Raw genomic sequence first — 15,559 nt, forward strand, 5'->3', positions numbered from 1 at the left:
GTGAGTGCCACCTTCGATTGCTCCGACTCCACCGAACGCAGTGAGGGAATTGCGCGTGCCCAACGTGCGCTTGCCGCAAAGCAGTGCGTGGTGATTCCCACCGACACCGTGTACGGCATTGCCGCGGATGCCTTCATACCGCAAGCCGTTGCCACGCTGCTCGCATCCAAGGGCCGCGGCCGCAGCATGCCGCCGCCGGTTCTCATTCCACGCCTCCAGACAATGGACGGGCTGGCAACCGACATCAGCCTTGAAGCCCGCAGGCTCGCCGAGGAGTTCTGGCCGGGCGGCCTCACCCTCATCTGTCATGCCCAGCCTTCGCTCACCTGGGACCTCGGCGACACGTTCGGCACTGTGGCCCTTCGCATGCCGAACGACCGCGTTGCGTTGGACCTCCTGATCCTGACGGGTCCGCTCGCCGTCTCCTCGGCGAACCGCACCGGGCAGCCGGCGGCTGCTACCGCGGCTGATGCCTATGCCCAGCTGGGAGACGCGGTGGAGGTCTACCTTGAAGACGGTGCACGCTCAGCCGACGCCGGTGCGTCCACCATCGTCGATACCACCGGAGATCTGCCCGTTGTGGTTCGCGAGGGCGTGATTTCGTTCGAAGAGCTGCGCGCTGTGGTTCCCGGGGTCGTACGTGGAATCGCCGATGACGACGCCGGTGCAGAGGACGGGAGCGCGGAAGAAGAACGGGGCACGAAACAAGAAGAGGGCCCGGAAGAAGCGGCGGGTTCGCCGGACGCGACGCCCGCGGGGAGCCAGCCCCCTAGCGAGGACCGCGTCGACGAGCCCCGGCCTCCTCAAGGATCGAACTGACGCGGACAGGAAGGGCGATGCCCTGCCCGGCAACCCAGCCGGCAACCTGATCCTGGCCGAACCACATCAGCTCGACCCGCCGGATCGACCCGTGTAGACGTTCCTTCAGAAGTGCGGAGACCCCGTATCCCGTGCGCAGGATGAGCCGGCAGAGAAATGCAGGAAGAACCAGGGGAGTGCCGCCGGTGGCCTCGAGCACCGACCGCACGGTCATCCCTTCCCAGGGCTGCAGGACAATGCGCGGCACCTCACCCTCATGCAGGCCGACCGTCCGGATCAGTTCAGCGAGGGCATCGACCGAGGAGACCGGGCTGGGTGCGGTGCCGGGTGAGGCGACGGATGCGAGCGGTGAGGCAGCGAGCCGGGCCAGTGCCGTCGTCGTCGGCCGTTCAAGGCCCTGAACGGAGGTGGCGCGCACCGAGACAATCTCAAGCGTGGTGAAGGGGCCGAGTCCAAGTGCCTGCTCCCCAAGCGCCTTGCTTCGAGAATAGGGGGAAAAGGGTGCAGTGTCCGGCGATTCGTCGAGGACCGGACGGTGCCCCTGCACGGCCGCGCTGCTGACGTGCACCAGCCGATGAACCCCCGCCGCGGCGCACGCGCGTGCAAGCAGCACAGGGAGCAGAGCGTTGGCGCCGGTCAGCTCCGGTGAGCCGGGACTGCGCGGTGCGGCGGCGCCTGCCGCATTGATCACCACGGTGCAACCGGTGAGTTCAGCCGCCAGGCGGTCCACGATGGCGGCCTGCCGGTCAGCCTCTGCGAGTACCTGTGCCGGTGTGTCTGCTGACGAGGTAACGCGCGGTGCCCGGACAGGCCGTGCTTCCTCGCCCGCGTCGGTAAGGGCCCTCAGGACTGCGCTCCCGACGAAGCCGCTGCCTCCGACAACGGACCAGATCATGAGGCAGCGCCCGTTGCCCGGGGAGTCAGCGCCGGCATCGGCAGCCAGTCAGGATCCCTCAGAACGAAGCGCGACTCGCGCCACCCGTGCCACACGGAACCGATACCAGAGAGGGTGTGCTCGACAGCGATCAGCCGTACCAGTTCCTTCGCTGCGGTGAGGGCCGTCCCAAGTGCGAATCCGACGCGGTTGAACTTTCCGTATTCCATTAGATACCTCGCGAGATGCCCACGGTTACGCATTCCGCAGTAGCGTCCCAGGTTGCTCGAATCGTTCAGGTGGCGCAGGCCGAGGTCGATCTGCTTCTGCGGGCGGGCCTTCCGCAGCACGAATTCGTCAATGTAGACAACTGGCTCCCGCTGGGAGATGAGCCAACCGTATGTGGTGTCATCGCCGTTGATGAAGAACCGCGGGTCAGGCAGTCCCACCTCGCGGACAACGTCCGCATGCAGGAGAACACCCTCGAAGCACGCCACATTGGTCCGGAAAACCGGAGAATGTGCAAAAACGTTGCCGGGAACCGGGAAATGCACGCCGAGGAATGCGTTGAAGCGGTGCTGCCAGAAGAAAGGTTCACCGGTGTGGTCCAGACGCCGGCCATGCAAACACCGGTACTGCTGCAGCCACGGGCCGAAGGCTGCCAGCGCGCCCGGGAGGACTTCGACGTCGTCGTCCATCAGCCACAGCCAGGTAGCGCCGTCGGCCAGCGCGCGCTCAACACCGGCGGAAAAGCCGCCGGACCCGCCGGCATTGTCCGTCAACCGGTGTACGGTCAGCGGCACCGGAAACGAGGCCGCCGCCGCTTCCAGCACTTCTCCGGTGGAGTCGGTGCTGGCGTTATCAACGACGACGACGGCGGCAGGCGCCGGTGCGAGCCGCCCCAGCGAATCCAGCAGTCGGCTCAGATAATCGGCGCGGTTGAAGGTGGTCACCACCACGGTGACGGACGGCTGGGCAGTCATCAATCAGAACCCGAAGTCCGAAGGAGGGCCGAAGCTTCGCCCACGCATTCCTGCAGCGTAGGCGCGGGCCCAGGAAGCGAGTCCGCGGATGTCACCGCGGCGGACGTAGTGCACCGGGTAGCCCACCACGTCCGCGACGAAGGAACGCACACGGATGTACCGCCGCGTGAGATGCCCGCGGTTCCGGAAGAAGTAGAAGCGCTTGAAGGGTGTTTCCGGAACCAGCACATGGAGCCGGTCGCCGATCACGTGCTGCACTTCAGCCCATCCCGGCGGGTGGCTGAGCGCGACGGTTGTGACCGTACCGAAGGGGATGCCGGCGCGGCGGAGCCTAAGCATGAAGTCAGTTTCATCGCCACGGATGAACAGGCGTAGATCCGGCAACCCGACCCGGAAAAAGACGTCGCTGCGGATCAGCGCGCCGTTGAAGAACTGCGCAATGTCCGGGATGAAGCCAAGGTTCTCCACCTGATCCCGATCGTGGGTGGTGCGCCCCTGGACGCGAAAGGGGAAGGAGAGCCGGGTGGAATCGGTCGGTGCGACGATCAGGGGTACAACGACGTCCAGTTTCCTCGAGCGGGCGGCTTCCAGCAGGCTGCGCAGCACTGTGGTGTCCTCAGGATGGGCGTCGTCGTCCATGATCCAGATCCACTCGGCGCCGCTCGCCATTGCGGAAAGAATGGCGAGGGAGAAACCGCCGGCGCCGCCCAGATTGGTTGCGGACCGGATGTAGTTCACGGGAGCGCTGGATTGTTCAGCCAGGGCAGAGACGTCCTGTGTGCCCGAGTCAACCAGTGCCACAGATGCGATCGGGTGATCTTGCCGTGCTAGAGCTTCGAGGAGTGTCTGTACGTCATCCGGTCTGTCGAAAGTCACTGCCGCTACAGCCACGGTTTCCTGCAAAACGGTCCTTTCGGCTAGCCTCCGCAACGCTCAGCTCGCGGTGATCGGTCACAGGGAGCACGCATCAGTCGGGCTAGTATTCTCGGGTAGGGAAAGTCTATTACACGGCCCGGACGGCTTTTTCGCGCCGGATCGAAGGGGGCGTGATGCTACGCCAACCGCCCATCCAAAGGAATCATGACACAGACGGATAACCAGAATTCCGCGGCTCGCGTGAATCGGGACGACTCCGCCGGCAGGACGGACAAGCCGGCCCTGTGGTTGTGGTCCCAGTACGCCTTTGATTCGTTCGCGTGGATTGTTGCTGTCTTCCTGGCCGTGATCCTTCGCCTGGAGCTGCTGGTCACCCAGATCAATGTGCCGGGTGCAGTCGTCTTCTGCGCCGTTGCCGTGATTTCCCAGTTGGTTGTCGGCATGAGCTTCGCCCTCTACCGGGGACGCTATGCGTTCGGCAGTTTCCATGAAGCGCGCCTGCTGGTGATCGTGACGGTAATTGTTTCTGTGATCCTGCTGCTGGTGAGTATCGCTTTCATCAGCGTCATCCAGATCCCACGCAGCGTGGCCATTATCGCTTTCCCTTTTGCCTGTATCTTCATGGCGTCAACCCGCTATCTCAAGCGCATGTATGTAGAGAGCAAGGCCAAACCCGGCGACGACGCGCAGCGGACCCTGATCTATGGCGCAGGCTTCCTCGGCAAATCATTGGTGACCCGGATGATGCAGGATCGGGAGTCCCCCTACTTTCCTGTGGGTCTGATTGATGATGATCCAGCCAAGAAACACTTGCGGCTCGCCACCGTTCCGGTACTTGGTCGCCTTGAAGATCTGCCCGAGATGGCGCGGCGCACCCGTGCGACCGCCCTCGTCATTGCGTTTTCCGATGTTGAAGCTGCGCAGGTGAGGCGCGTTTCGGACCTCGTCGCCGGGCTCAATATGCGCGTACTCGTGCTGCCGCCGCTGCGCGAGATGCTCGCCGGAGACGGAGATAAGGGACTCACCGATTTCCGCGAAGTGGCGGTGGAGGATTTGATCGGCCGGCGTCCGGTGGATATCCGCGCTGACGAGGTGGCGGGCTACATCGCCGGCAGGCGGGTTCTGGTGACCGGTGCGGGCGGTTCCATCGGCTCCGAGCTGTGCCGCCAGATCGCAGAGTTCGGGCCGGCGGAACTCATCATGCTTGATCGTGACGAAACGGGACTGCAGACCACCCAGATCTCCCTGACAGGGAGGGGACTGCTGACGGGCAGGGACACCGTTCTTGCCGACATCCGGGAAGCAGACACGCTGCGCGCGATCTTCGTGGACCGCAAACCTGAGGTGGTTTTCCACGCGGCGGCGCTCAAGCATGTTTCCCTGCTTGAGCAGTACCCGGAAGAAGCGTGGAAGACCAACGTTCTTGGCACGCTCAACGTGCTGCGGGCAGCCGAAGCGGCCGGTGTCAGCAACTTCGTAAACATCTCCACGGACAAGGCTGCCAATCCCACCAGCGTTCTCGGCCACTCGAAGCGCGTCGCTGAGAAATTGACGGCCTGGACAGCCGGTGCGGCGGGCGCAAGGTACGTGTCCGTCCGCTTCGGCAACGTTATTGGTAGCCGCGGATCGATGCTGCCGCTCTTCACTGAGCAGATCAGGGTGGGCGGACCGATCACCGTCACAGACCCGGAAGTGACCCGCTTCTTCATGACCATCCCGGAAGCCTGCCAGCTCGTCATTCAGGCGGGAGCAATCGGCAGCGGAGGGGAAGTCCTGATCCTCGACATGGGGGAGCCGGTGAAAATTCTGGATGTGGCCCAGCGGATGATCGCAATGTCCGGGAAAGACATCGAAATAGTCTTCACCGGCCTGCGCAAAGGCGAGAAACTGCACGAAGACCTTGTGGGAATAGACGAGGACGACGCCCGCCCCCTCCACCCCAAGATTTCGCACACCCGGGTAGCGGCCCTTGATCCGGGCATGCTCGACCTGCGTGACTGGAAGGTCAAGGGCGGCATCGAAACCTATTCGGAGGGCATGCAACCCCCCGCTGAAAAAGGCGCCTGATCATGCTGCTCTGGGTTGTTGTCGGTTCGTCGCTGCTGCTCAGTCTGGTTCTGCCCTGGGGACTGAAACCGATCCTGCAGAAGCTGGGCGTGCTCGACATCCCCAATGAACGGTCCTCCCACAACTCGGTGGTTATTCGGGGAGTCGGCATTACCGTCGCGGTGGGTATCGCCGTCGGGCTTGTTCTGTCCCTGCTGACGGGTCTGGTCCCGGTTGACCGTTCAGTGGTGCTCATCGTCCTGGCCATGCTGTCGGCGGCGGCCGTCCTCGGCTGGATCGAAGACTATCGGGGTCTGTCGATCCGGCTCCGTGCGCTGATCCAGTTGACGATCGGAGCAGTCGGAACCACTGCTCTTGCATGGACGATCGGGCAATCCTACTGGTGGGTGCCGATTGGCGCGCTTGCAGTGGCCGCCTACGTGAATGCCGCCAATTTCATGGACGGCATCAACGGTATCTCCGGCCTCCATGGCGTCCTGGTGGGCGTGTTCTACTCGGTAGCCGGCATGCTCGTGGGCCAGTTCTGGCTTACAGTTGCTGGACTTGTGGTTGCTGCAGCTTTCGCTGGATTCCTGCCCTGGAACCTTGGGCGGGGTTTTGTTTTCCTCGGCGACGTCGGCAGTTATCTGCTGGGCGCGTCCATCGCCGGCATGGCGGTCGCCGGCTTGCTGGCGGGCGTTTACCTCGAGTACCTGCTGTCTCCTGTGCTGATCTATCTGGCCGACACCTTCATCACCTTCCTTCGGCGAGTGAGAGCGGGGGATCGCTGGTACGCCTCGCATCGCGAGCATGTCTACCAGCGTTTGACCGACGTCGGACTAACCCACGTGCAGTCAGCGCTTGTGGTCACCGCGTGCTCTGCACTGGTCGGTGCGGCCGGATTTGTCCTCGCTACGGCACCGGCACCACTGGCGATTGCCTGCTCAGTGTTTGCGGCCGCCGTCGTCGCGCTGTACGTCTACTTGCCGAGACTTCTTTCGCGACGACGGTTGATTCCGGCTGACGGTTGAGTAAGGCAACTTAAAGCGAGACCAATTTCTATCTGCTGTAGAATTTCAAGGACCGGTCGGGCGGAGACGCCGGCCCAACCCAGCCCCTCGATGGACGGAACCCCATGAGCACACCCGACGCCTCGCGCGCCCGTGTGCTCCGCGCCTCGGTATCAGGTCCCACTGAGTCCCTATGGTTGCGGATCCTGCTGCGTTGCCTCGCAGTCACGGGGGCGGTGCTGGCCATCACCACCGCCATCGCATTCGCGATTAACGGGGGGAGCGGGGCCGCGAGCGTGCTCTTCGGCTACGCCGTGGTGGCACTCTTCTTCGGGCTTAGCCTGCTCATCGGCCATTTCGTCGGTCGGTCGAATCCCAGCGGCGCCCTCGGAATCTTCATGGTCACCTACGCCATCAAGGTGGTCGGCTTTGCCGCTGTCCTCTTCTTCGTCGGTGTCCCCCCGTGGCTGGAACGCACCTGGTTCTTCGGCGCAGCCGTGGGAGCAGTAGTTCTTTGGCAGATTGTCGAGGTCACCGTTTTTGCCAAGGCGCGCCACCAGCTCTACAACAACTTGGACGACGGCCGGGCCTCCGGATCACAGGCGGTCGACGGACATGCGTAAAGACGCTACAGGTACCGGTCCAGGCTCCGGCAATGACCGTCCACAGCCGGACGCACGTGGGCGGTACGGCGATGCCGGATATAACGCCGGTCTGGCGGTTTTCAGCTACATCATTGGCGGGATCCTCGTCTGGAGTTTGATAGGCTGGGGGCTGGACAATCTCCTGGGAACGCGTTGGCTCGTGCTCGCCGGAGGCCTCTTGGGTGCAGTGGGCGGTTTTTACCTCTCCCACAAGCACAACCTCACCCGCTCCAACACTTCCGGTCCTGGCTCGATGCCGGAGCGCAGGCGCGGTCCGGAGGAAAGTTCCCGGGAATGATGTCCCATAACTTCATGCGTCGGAGCAGTAATGCTGTGCCCGATCCAACTACGCCCAACGATGGACACTGCAGAGAGGAAACGCGTTGATCGCGCTTGCGCTCCCCGCTCAAACCACGACTGAAGAGGGCTTCGTCCCACCCAGCGTCGAGGATGCCCACCATCCGGATATCCTCCCGTGGGGGGACCCTTACGGCGTCTGGTTCGACCCAGGCTTCGGCAAGCAGATGCTGATGATCATTCTTTCGGTGATTCTCATCGGAACTTTCTTCTACATCGCATCCCGCAAGGGTCAGCTGGTGCCGGGCAAGATGCAGTTCCTCGGAGAAGCCGCGTACGGATTCGTCCGCAACTCCATCGGCAAGGACATCATCGGCGGCCGTGACTTCATGAAATATGTGCCGTGGTTGTTCACGGCTTTCTTCTTCATCCTGGTCAACAACATCTTCGGCGCTGTGCCGGTACTGCAGCTTCCAAGCTTCTCGCACCCGGCTAGTGCCTATGCGATTGCCGCCATCTTCTACATACTCTGGATCGCGGTAGGCCTCAAGAAGCACGGCCTCAGATACCTGAAGCTGTCAGTCGTGCCGTCGGGTGTGCCGTGGTACATCATGCCGCTGGTGGTGCCGATCGAGATCATCTCGAACTTCCTGGTTCGTCCGGTTACCCACTCCCTTCGTTTGTTCGCAACCATGCTGGCAGGTCACCTCATCGTGATGCTCGCCGGCAGTGCAATCGAATTCATGACCCTGTCCGGCAACATCCTCCTGCAGGGAACCGGAGTTCTGGTTCTCGGCGGTGCCGTCGCCATGTACATGCTCGAAGCTTTGATCATGGTCCTGCAGGCGTACGTTTTCACGCTGCTGGCCGCGATCTACATCGAGGGCGCTCTTCATGCGGACGCCCACTAACACGTAACAAAGTCTTCCCCGCTGGGGATGATCCCAACCAACCTGCCGCATAGCCGGCATCTTGAAAGGAATAAAATGGACGGCAATCTGAACCTCGTAGGTTACGGTCTCTCCGCAATCGGCGGTGGTATCGGTGTGGGCCTCGTGTTCGCCGCGTACATCAACGGTGTCGCTCGTCAGCCGGAAGCGCAGCGCGTACTGCAGCCGATCGCATTCCTTGGTCTGGCACTGACCGAAGCCCTCGCCATCCTTGGCCTGGTCTTCGCCTTCGTTCTCTAGAAGAGTCGCTGGTCAACCAAACGGACTAGTTGTAGAAAGACGGGTGAAACATGGGTAGCGCAGTCATCATCGCCGCCGAGAATCCGCTGTTTCCAAATATTTGGGAACTGCTGGTAACGGTCGCGGGCTTCGCTGTACTGATGTACATCGTTATCAAGTTCGTCATGCCGGCGTTTGAAAAGACGTTCGCAGAGCGAACTGAGGCGATCGAAGGCGGAATCGCCAAGGCAGAGGCCGCACAGGCTGAGGCCAACGCGGCACGCGAGGAGTACAAGCAGCAGCTGGTCGACGCTCGCACCGAGGCGAACCGCATCCGCGAGGAAGCACGTGCTGAGGGCGCCCAGATCCTGGCTGAGCTCAAGGAGAAGGCAGTCGCCGAGGCGAACCGCATCTCCGCGCAGGCTGAGGCACAAATCGAGGCCGACCGCCAGGCAGCTGCTGTCTCACTGCGGGCTGACGTCGGAACCCTTGCCACTGACCTGGCCAGCCGAATTGTCGGCGAGTCCCTGGCCGATGACGCGCGCTCTGCACGCGTTGTCGACCGCTTCCTCGCTGACCTGGAGGCGCAGTCCGCTACCCAGAGCGCAGGTGCAGCCAAATAATGGCAGGCGTATCAAGCCAGTCCCTCACGGCGGCGCGGCAGGAACTTGAGCCTCGTCTCGGCACAGCATCGCTGACGCTGGCCGAGGAATTGTTCGGTGTGCTGGACACACTCGATTCGAACGCCGGGCTCCGCCGCGCCGTCACTGACCCAAATCGCGACGGCGAGCAGAAGGTTGCTCTGTCCACGCGGTTGTTCGCTGGACGGATTTCGCCGGAGGCGTCGGACATCGTTCGCGACCTCGTCGCCCGTCGCTGGGCCAAGCCCCGCGACATCGGTGACGCACTTGAAGCGCTTGCCGCAACCGTCGCCATTGCGGTGGCCGAAAACAGGGGACAGGGAATCCGAGGGCTCGAGGGACTTGAGAATGATCTCTTCTCATTCCTGAGCGTCGTTGGCTCGAACCACGATCTGCAGCGCGCATTGTCTGAACCCCAGGCAGAAGGATCAGCGAAAGTGGCCCTTGCGCTGAAGCTCGTTCCCTCGGCCGGGGATGAAGCCAGGCTTCTGATCCGTCAGGCGGTTCTGTCGCCGCGTGGCCTGAGGCCGTCGGCGTTGGTTGAACGCTTTGTCGAGCTTGTTGCACTGCGCCAGGAACGCTGGATTGCTACCGTCAGCGTTACCCGTCCGCTGTCGGACGAGCAGTTGGCCCGGCTCCAAGCAGGGCTGAATGCGCTCTACGGGCGAGACCTCAAGGTCAATGTCAGCGTGGATCCGTCCCTCGTGGGCGGCGTTCGCGTGAAGGTGGGAGACGAAGTGGTTGACGCCACGGCGGTAACCCGTCTGTCCGAACTCCGTCGAAAGATGGCCGTTTAGCTGCGGACAAGGCAACGCTGAAGCTCGCGGGCTTCGACTACAGACGAAAACAAAACGGTCACCGCTTACCGGCGGTGGTCACAACACAGGAGAGCAGGGACTGCAGATGGCCGAATTGACCATCAACGCCGACGACGTCCGTAATGCGTTGAACGAGTTCGCGGCGTCCTACGAACCGGGAAACGCGGAGCGGGTCGAAGTTGGCCGCGTAACATCCGCAAGCGACGGCATCGCCAGGGTAGAGGGACTTCCCTCCGTCATGGCAAACGAGCTGCTGCGTTTCGAAGACGGCACGCTGGGCCTCGCCCAGAACCTCGACACCCGTGAAATCGGTGTCGTTGTCCTCGGTGACTACACCGGTATCGAAGAAGGTCAGGAAGTACACCGGACCGGAGAGATTCTTTCCGTTCCCGTGGGCGACGCCTTCCTTGGCCGTGTGGTTGACCCCCTTGGGCAGCCGATCGACGATCTCGGTGAGATTAAGGCCGAGGCGCGTCGTGCACTTGAGCTCCAGGCGCCGGGCGTAACGCAGCGCAAGTCGGTGCACGAGCCGATGCAGACCGGCCTCAAGGCGATCGACGCCATGATCCCGATCGGCCGCGGACAGCGCCAGCTCATCATCGGTGACCGCCAGACCGGCAAGACGGCCATCGCCGTCGACACCATCATCAACCAGAAGGCCAACTGGGCATCCGGGGACGTGCAGAAGCAGGTCCGCTGCATCTACGTCGCCATCGGCCAGAAGGCTTCGACCATCGCGGCCGTTCGCCAGACGCTGGAGGACAAGGGCGCCCTGGAGTACACCACCATCGTGGCGTCGCCTGCCTCGGACCCGGCCGGCTTCAAGTACCTTGCTCCCTACGCGGGTTCAGCCATCGGCCAGCACTGGATGTACGGCGGCAAGCACGTACTGATCATCTTTGATGATCTCTCCAAGCAGGCTGAGGCCTACCGCGCGGTGTCGCTGCTGCTGCGCCGCCCGCCAGGACGCGAAGCCTACCCGGGCGACGTGTTCTACCTGCACTCCCGCTTGCTGGAGCGTTGCGCGAAGCTCTCGGACGAGTTGGGCGCGGGTTCGATGACCGGCCTTCCGTTGGTCGAAACCAAGGCGAACGATGTGTCGGCCTACATCCCGACCAACGTCATCTCCATTACTGATGGTCAGATCTTCCTTCAGTCAGACCTGTTCAACGCCAACCAGCGGCCCGCCGTTGATGTCGGTGTGTCCGTCTCCCGCGTGGGCGGTGCCGCGCAGGTGAAGGCGATGAAGAAGGTTTCGGGTACGTTGAAACTCGATCTCGCCCAGTACCGTGACATGCAGGCGTTCGCCATGTTCGCTTCGGACCTGGACGCTGCCTCCCGTCAGCAGCTGACCCGCGGGGCACGCCTCATGGAGTTGCTGAAGCAGGGCCAGTACGCGCCGTTCCCCATGGAGGAGCAGGTCGTTTCGATCTGGGCCGGCACCAACGGGTACCTTGACGATGTACCGGTTGAGGACATCCGCAAGTTCGAGTCCCAGTTCCTGGAGCACCTGCGCCACAAGTCCTCAGTGCTGACAACGCTGGCGCAGACCAATAAGCTCGAAGACTCCACTGTGGATGAGCTCAAGTCCCACATCACGGACTTCAAGCAGGGGTTCTTCGGCGAAGGTCATGATGGTCTTGTCGCAGGCCACGAGGAACACAGCCCCCTCGATGAGGGCTCCGTGGACCAGGAAAAGATCGTCAAGCAGAAGCGCTAACGGCGCGGGCGTTCGCGCGCACCCCGCGCGAACGCCCGATGCCTGAGCCGTAGTGCCTTTCGCAGGGACTACGAAGGAAAGGACAAGTATGGGAGCCCAGATCCGGGTCTACCGCCAGAAGATCGTGTCGACGACGTCGATGCGGAAGATCTTCAAGGCGATGGAACTGATCGCCACCTCTCGCATTGGCAAGGCACGCGCCCGCGTGTCATCGTCACTGCCTTATGCCAATGCCATCACCCGTGCGGTTTCGGCTGTTGCGTCGCAGTCCGAGATTGATCACCCACTGACGACCGAGCCGGAGCAGATCCGGCGGGCGGCAGTGCTCATCATGACCTCGGACAGAGGCCTGGCGGGCTCCTATTCGGCCACTGTGCTGAAGCAGGCGGAAGCTCTCCTTGAGCTTCTCCGCGAGGAGGGTAAGGAAGTCAAGACCTATCTGATCGGCCGGAAAGCCCAGGCGTACTTTGATTTCCGCGGTCGTCCCTACGAGCAGGTCTGGACGGGCGGCACGGATGCGCCCGAGTTCGAGACCGCGCGTGAGGTTGGCGCCGTGCTTCTGGAGCAGTTCGGAACCGACTTCGAGGACGGTGGTGTTGACGAGATCCACGTCGTCTACACGCGTTTCCGTTCGATGGTCACCCAGGAACCGACGGTCATTCGTCTTCTGCCGCTTGAGGTTGTCGAAGAGGAAGCAGCGAGCGAGTCGGACATCCTTCCGCTGTACGAGTACGAGCCGGAACCCGAAAGAGTTCTTGATGCGCTGCTTCCGCGGTACATCGAGTCCCGGATCTTCGCAGCGCTGCTTCAGGCGGCTGCGAGCGAGCTCGCGGCACGCCAGCGTGCCATGAAGTCGGCGGGCGACAACGCGACCGAACTGATCAAAAAGTACACGCGCCTTCGCAACACCGCCCGCCAGGCGGAAATCACGCAGGAGCTTTCGGAGATCGTGGCAGGTGCGGACGCACTAAGCGCGTCCTGACCCCCCCGGCCTCCGCGGACCCCACGGGGTTCCCAACCGCACTACCATTAGCACCACGCCATCTACTGAATGAAGTGAGAGAGATGACTGCCCAGACTGTTGAGAACAGTACGGACTCAGTTGCCCCCGGCGCGACCGGCCGCATAGCCCGTGTCATCGGCCCGGTTGTCGACGTTGAGTTTCCGGCTGACGCCATTCCCGCCATCTACAATGCGCTGACCACCGAGGTGACCCTCAACGGTGAGACGCGCATGATCACCTTCGAGACCTCGCAGCACCTGGGCGACAATCTCGTGCGTGCGATCTCCCTGCAGGCGACCGACGGCCTGGTGCGCGGTACCACCGTTCAGGACACCGGCTCTGCCATTTCGGTTCCCGTCGGAGACGTCGTGAAGGGCCACATCTTCAACGTTCTGGGCAAGCCGCTCGACGTGGAGGAATCGCAGCTGGAGATCACCGAGCGCTGGCCAATCCACCGCAAGGCTCCCTCCTTCGCCTCGCTTGAGGGCTCCACCGAGATGCTGGAAACCGGCATCAAGAGCATTGACCTTCTTACCCCCTACATCAAGGGTGGAAAGATCGGTCTCTTCGGCGGCGCCGGAGTGGGCAAGACGGTGCTGATCCAGGAAATGATCACCCGCGTGGCACGCAACTTCGGTGGTACCTCGGTCTTCGCCGGCGTCGGTGAGCGTACCCGTGAAGGAAACGACCTCTGGGTCGAAATGGAAGAGGCCGGCGTCTTGAAGGACACCGCCCTTGTCTTCGGTCAGATGGATGAGCCGCCAGGCACGCGCCTGCGGGTCGCGCTGTCGGCATTGACCATGGCGGAATACTTCCGCGATATTCAGAAGCAGGACGTGCTGCTCTTCATCGACAACATCTTCCGTTTCACCCAGGCAGGTTCCGAGGTGTCGACCCTGCTGGGCCGCATGCCGTCGGCCGTAGGCTACCAGCCCAACCTGGCTGACGAGATGGGCCTCCTCCAGGAGCGCATCACGTCCACCAAGGGCCACTCCATCACTTCGATGCAGGCCATTTACGTGCCGGCGGATGACTACACGGACCCGGCCCCGGCCACCACGTTCGCGCACCTCGATGCAACCACGGAACTGTCGCGTGAGATCGCTTCACGCGGTCTGTACCCGGCCATCGATCCGCTGACCTCCACGTCGCGGATCCTCGATCCGCAGTACATCGGTCACGATCACTACAACACCGCTGTGCGCGTCAAGCAGATCCTGCAGAAGAACAAGGAACTCCAGGACATCATCGCCATCCTCGGTGTCGATGAGCTGTCCGAAGAAGACAAGATTGTTGTTTCGCGCGCACGCCGCATCCAGCAGTTCCTGTCGCAGAACACCTACACGGCAAAGCAGTTCACCGGTGTCGAGGGCTCGACCGTGAGCATCAAGGACACGATCGAGGGCTTCAACGCCATCGCCAACGGCGATCTCGACCACATTGCCGAGCAGGCGTTCTTCAACATCGGCGGTCTTGACGACGTCGAGCGTCAGTGGGCACGGATTCAAGAGCAGAGCGGAAAGTAAGCTCCATGGCTGAACTCGAAGTCGAAATCGTCGCGGCGGACCACTTCGTGTGGTCCGGCGCGGCGACCATGGTCAAGGGCCGCACTGCTGACGGCGAGATCGGGATCCTTCCCGGACACTCTCCGGTGCTCGCGATCCTCGCAGAAGGAGAGCTCGCGATCCAGCCGGTCTCCGGCGAACGTCTCATCGTCGGCGTTGATGGCGGCTTCTTCTCAGTGGACAGCAACCGTGTGGTTATTGTTGCCGACAATGCCAGGATCGGCGGTTCAGTGACCGCAGACGCTAAGTAGCGTAAAGCCTGATGGACGGCATCGGTATCACGTTCATCTCGCTTGCTGCGCTCTTTGCCCTGCTGGTTTTCATGGTCGGTGCTTTTTGTCTGCGCCGCTTTCAGTTGCGCACCGCGCTGGGAACCTTCGACGCCTCCATTCGCCTCCCGAGCAAGGGCTGGCGGATGGGGGTTTGTCGTTATACAGATAAGCACCTTGAGTGGTTACGGCTGGTCTCGCTCAGCCCACGACCCCGTCAGCGGTACCTACGCAGCTCGCTCGAGTTGAAAGGCTGGCGTCAGCCGACTGAGGTGGAAATGGCCCGTATCCAGCCGGGAGCAATAGTGGTGACGCTGAGTTACGAGGGGACCGAGGTGCTTCTCGCGATGAAGTTCGACGTCTATGCAGGGTTGTCCTCCTGGTTGGAAGCAGGTCCGGTGATAGGCATCGGTACGTGGCGCTGATGTTCGTGCACGGCAGGGCAGCAGGAACCAGTTAAATAGTTTGGGCCCCCGCACAAGTGGGGGCCCAAACTATTTAACTCAACTCGAGTTACAGCGCGGTGACCCCTGTAGCCTGGGGGCCCTTGGCGCCCTGGCCGATCTCGAACTGTACTCGCTGATTTTCATCGAGGCTCCGGAATCCGCCGGTCTGGATTTCGGAGTAGTGAACAAAGACATCGCCCTCGGAGTCGTCCGGCGTGATGAAGCCGAAGCCCTTTTCAGCGTTGAACCACTTGACGGTTCCCTGTGCCATTTATATTTCTCCTCATAATGGAACATATTTCTGAATCGACACACTGTATGCCGACCGCGAGTTACTTCGCGTGAATTCCATCGAGGACAAGAACGACCCTGCACCTAC

18 protein-coding genes are annotated in these 15,559 nt (G+C 62.3%); 14 read left to right on the plus strand and 4 right to left on the minus strand.

Features of this window, described 5'->3' with window-relative positions:
* Positions 1-819, plus strand: a complete 819-nt coding sequence (locus ASH00_RS09785; protein WP_082566052.1) for an L-threonylcarbamoyladenylate synthase — start codon at positions 1-3, stop codon at positions 817-819.
* On the opposite strand, the gene ASH00_RS09790 is transcribed toward ASH00_RS09785, so the two are convergent.
* From ASH00_RS09790 to ASH00_RS09800, 3 genes are read right to left on the minus strand one after another with little or no spacing between them, the layout of a single operon-like run.
* Positions 770-1,714: an NAD-dependent epimerase/dehydratase family protein gene (locus ASH00_RS09790; RefSeq protein WP_056548080.1), complete on the minus strand. Its 945-nt coding sequence runs from the start codon at positions 1,712-1,714 to the stop codon at positions 770-772. The genes ASH00_RS09785 and ASH00_RS09790 overlap by 50 nt on opposite strands.
* Positions 1,711-2,676 carry a glycosyltransferase gene (locus tag ASH00_RS09795; RefSeq protein ID WP_056548081.1) on the minus strand — a complete coding sequence of 322 codons (966 nt, stop codon included), beginning with the start codon at positions 2,674-2,676 and terminating at the stop codon, positions 1,711-1,713. Before ASH00_RS09795 ends, ASH00_RS09790 begins: the two co-directional genes overlap by 4 nt.
* 3 nt (positions 2,677-2,679) lie before the next feature.
* A complete protein-coding gene (locus ASH00_RS09800; RefSeq protein ID WP_056548083.1) occupies positions 2,680-3,579 on the minus strand; it encodes a glycosyltransferase in 900 nt (299 codons plus the stop codon).
* A gap of 177 nt (positions 3,580-3,756) precedes the next feature.
* Between ASH00_RS09800 and ASH00_RS09805 the strand changes: the two genes are divergently transcribed.
* The 13 genes from ASH00_RS09805 to ASH00_RS09865 all read left to right on the plus strand — a co-directional run bounded on the left by ASH00_RS09805 (position 3,757) and on the right by ASH00_RS09865 (position 15,159).
* Positions 3,757-5,619, plus strand: coding sequence for a polysaccharide biosynthesis protein (locus tag ASH00_RS09805; protein WP_056548085.1), 1,863 nt, complete (start codon positions 3,757-3,759; stop codon positions 5,617-5,619).
* A 2-nt stretch (positions 5,620-5,621) separates the two neighbouring features.
* Positions 5,622-6,629 (plus strand): UDP-phosphate glycosyltransferase, encoded by a 1,008-nt coding sequence (locus ASH00_RS09810; protein WP_056548087.1) that lies wholly within the window; start codon positions 5,622-5,624, stop codon positions 6,627-6,629.
* 104 nt (positions 6,630-6,733) lie between these two features.
* Entirely contained in the window at positions 6,734-7,231 is a 498-nt protein-coding gene (locus ASH00_RS09815; RefSeq protein WP_056548089.1) for a hypothetical protein, read from the plus strand.
* Positions 7,224-7,550, plus strand: coding sequence for a hypothetical protein (locus tag ASH00_RS09820; RefSeq protein ID WP_056548091.1), 327 nt, complete (start codon positions 7,224-7,226; stop codon positions 7,548-7,550). Before ASH00_RS09815 ends, ASH00_RS09820 begins: the two co-directional genes overlap by 8 nt.
* Before the next feature lie 85 nt (positions 7,551-7,635).
* Positions 7,636-8,460, plus strand: a complete 825-nt coding sequence (atpB, locus tag ASH00_RS09825; protein WP_056548093.1) for a F0F1 ATP synthase subunit A — start codon at positions 7,636-7,638, stop codon at positions 8,458-8,460.
* Positions 8,461-8,535: 75 nt separating this feature from the next.
* Positions 8,536-8,739: an ATP synthase F0 subunit C gene (gene atpE / locus ASH00_RS09830; protein ID WP_056548095.1), complete on the plus strand. Its 204-nt coding sequence runs from the start codon at positions 8,536-8,538 to the stop codon at positions 8,737-8,739.
* A gap of 50 nt (positions 8,740-8,789) precedes the next feature.
* Entirely contained in the window at positions 8,790-9,341 is a 552-nt protein-coding gene (locus ASH00_RS09835; RefSeq protein WP_056548097.1) for a F0F1 ATP synthase subunit B, read from the plus strand.
* Positions 9,341-10,156: a F0F1 ATP synthase subunit delta gene (locus ASH00_RS09840; RefSeq protein WP_056548098.1), complete on the plus strand. Its 816-nt coding sequence runs from the start codon at positions 9,341-9,343 to the stop codon at positions 10,154-10,156. Before ASH00_RS09835 ends, ASH00_RS09840 begins: the two co-directional genes overlap by 1 nt.
* A gap of 106 nt (positions 10,157-10,262) precedes the next feature.
* The gene (gene atpA / locus ASH00_RS09845; RefSeq protein WP_056548099.1) at positions 10,263-11,897 is read left to right on the plus strand and encodes a F0F1 ATP synthase subunit alpha; all 1,635 of its coding nucleotides are present in this window, start codon (positions 10,263-10,265) and stop codon (positions 11,895-11,897) included.
* Positions 11,898-11,985: 88 nt separating this feature from the next.
* On the plus strand, positions 11,986-12,879 hold the full coding sequence (locus ASH00_RS09850) for a F0F1 ATP synthase subunit gamma (RefSeq protein WP_056548101.1): 894 nt from the start codon (positions 11,986-11,988) through the stop codon (positions 12,877-12,879).
* A gap of 83 nt (positions 12,880-12,962) precedes the next feature.
* Positions 12,963-14,426 carry a F0F1 ATP synthase subunit beta gene (gene atpD, locus ASH00_RS09855; protein ID WP_056548102.1) on the plus strand — a complete coding sequence of 488 codons (1,464 nt, stop codon included), beginning with the start codon at positions 12,963-12,965 and terminating at the stop codon, positions 14,424-14,426.
* A gap of 5 nt (positions 14,427-14,431) precedes the next feature.
* Positions 14,432-14,716, plus strand: coding sequence for a F0F1 ATP synthase subunit epsilon (locus ASH00_RS09860; protein ID WP_056548103.1), 285 nt, complete (start codon positions 14,432-14,434; stop codon positions 14,714-14,716).
* Between the two features lie 11 nt (positions 14,717-14,727).
* The gene (locus ASH00_RS09865) at positions 14,728-15,159 is read left to right on the plus strand and encodes a DUF2550 domain-containing protein (protein WP_056548104.1); all 432 of its coding nucleotides are present in this window, start codon (positions 14,728-14,730) and stop codon (positions 15,157-15,159) included.
* An 88-nt stretch (positions 15,160-15,247) separates the two neighbouring features.
* Here the strand turns inward: ASH00_RS09865 and ASH00_RS09870 are convergent, their stop codons facing one another.
* Positions 15,248-15,451, minus strand: coding sequence for a cold-shock protein (locus ASH00_RS09870; protein WP_056548105.1), 204 nt, complete (start codon positions 15,449-15,451; stop codon positions 15,248-15,250).
* Positions 15,452-15,559: the final 108 nt, after the last annotated feature.

This window comes from Arthrobacter sp. Soil782, from assembly GCF_001428435.1.
Taxonomy (GTDB): domain Bacteria; phylum Actinomycetota; class Actinomycetes; order Actinomycetales; family Micrococcaceae; genus Arthrobacter_D; species Arthrobacter_D parietis.

What these genes read in the sequence shown, in the direction of transcription:
- ASH00_RS09790 (WP_056548080.1), bottom strand. Translation starts at nt 1,714, where the DNA reads ATGATCTGGTCCGTTGTCGGAGGCAGCGGCTTCGTCGGGAGCGCAGTC.
- ASH00_RS09795 (WP_056548081.1), bottom strand. Translation starts at nt 2,676, where the DNA reads ATGACTGCCCAGCCGTCCGTCACCGTGGTGGTGACCACCTTCAACCGC.
- ASH00_RS09805 (WP_056548085.1), top strand. Translation starts at nt 3,757, where the DNA reads ATGACACAGACGGATAACCAGAATTCCGCGGCTCGCGTGAATCGGGAC.
- ASH00_RS09810 (WP_056548087.1), top strand. Translation starts at nt 5,622, where the DNA reads ATGCTGCTCTGGGTTGTTGTCGGTTCGTCGCTGCTGCTCAGTCTGGTT.
- ASH00_RS09815 (WP_056548089.1), top strand. Translation starts at nt 6,734, where the DNA reads ATGAGCACACCCGACGCCTCGCGCGCCCGTGTGCTCCGCGCCTCGGTA.
- ASH00_RS09820 (WP_056548091.1), top strand. Translation starts at nt 7,224, where the DNA reads ATGCGTAAAGACGCTACAGGTACCGGTCCAGGCTCCGGCAATGACCGT.
- atpE (WP_056548095.1), top strand. Translation starts at nt 8,536, where the DNA reads ATGGACGGCAATCTGAACCTCGTAGGTTACGGTCTCTCCGCAATCGGC.
- ASH00_RS09835 (WP_056548097.1), top strand. Translation starts at nt 8,790, where the DNA reads ATGGGTAGCGCAGTCATCATCGCCGCCGAGAATCCGCTGTTTCCAAAT.
- ASH00_RS09840 (WP_056548098.1), top strand. Translation starts at nt 9,341, where the DNA reads ATGGCAGGCGTATCAAGCCAGTCCCTCACGGCGGCGCGGCAGGAACTT.
- atpA (WP_056548099.1), top strand. Translation starts at nt 10,263, where the DNA reads ATGGCCGAATTGACCATCAACGCCGACGACGTCCGTAATGCGTTGAAC.
- ASH00_RS09850 (WP_056548101.1), top strand. Translation starts at nt 11,986, where the DNA reads ATGGGAGCCCAGATCCGGGTCTACCGCCAGAAGATCGTGTCGACGACG.
- atpD (WP_056548102.1), top strand. Translation starts at nt 12,963, where the DNA reads ATGACTGCCCAGACTGTTGAGAACAGTACGGACTCAGTTGCCCCCGGC.
- ASH00_RS09860 (WP_056548103.1), top strand. Translation starts at nt 14,432, where the DNA reads ATGGCTGAACTCGAAGTCGAAATCGTCGCGGCGGACCACTTCGTGTGG.
- ASH00_RS09865 (WP_056548104.1), top strand. Translation starts at nt 14,728, where the DNA reads ATGGACGGCATCGGTATCACGTTCATCTCGCTTGCTGCGCTCTTTGCC.
- ASH00_RS09870 (WP_056548105.1), bottom strand. Translation starts at nt 15,451, where the DNA reads ATGGCACAGGGAACCGTCAAGTGGTTCAACGCTGAAAAGGGCTTCGGC.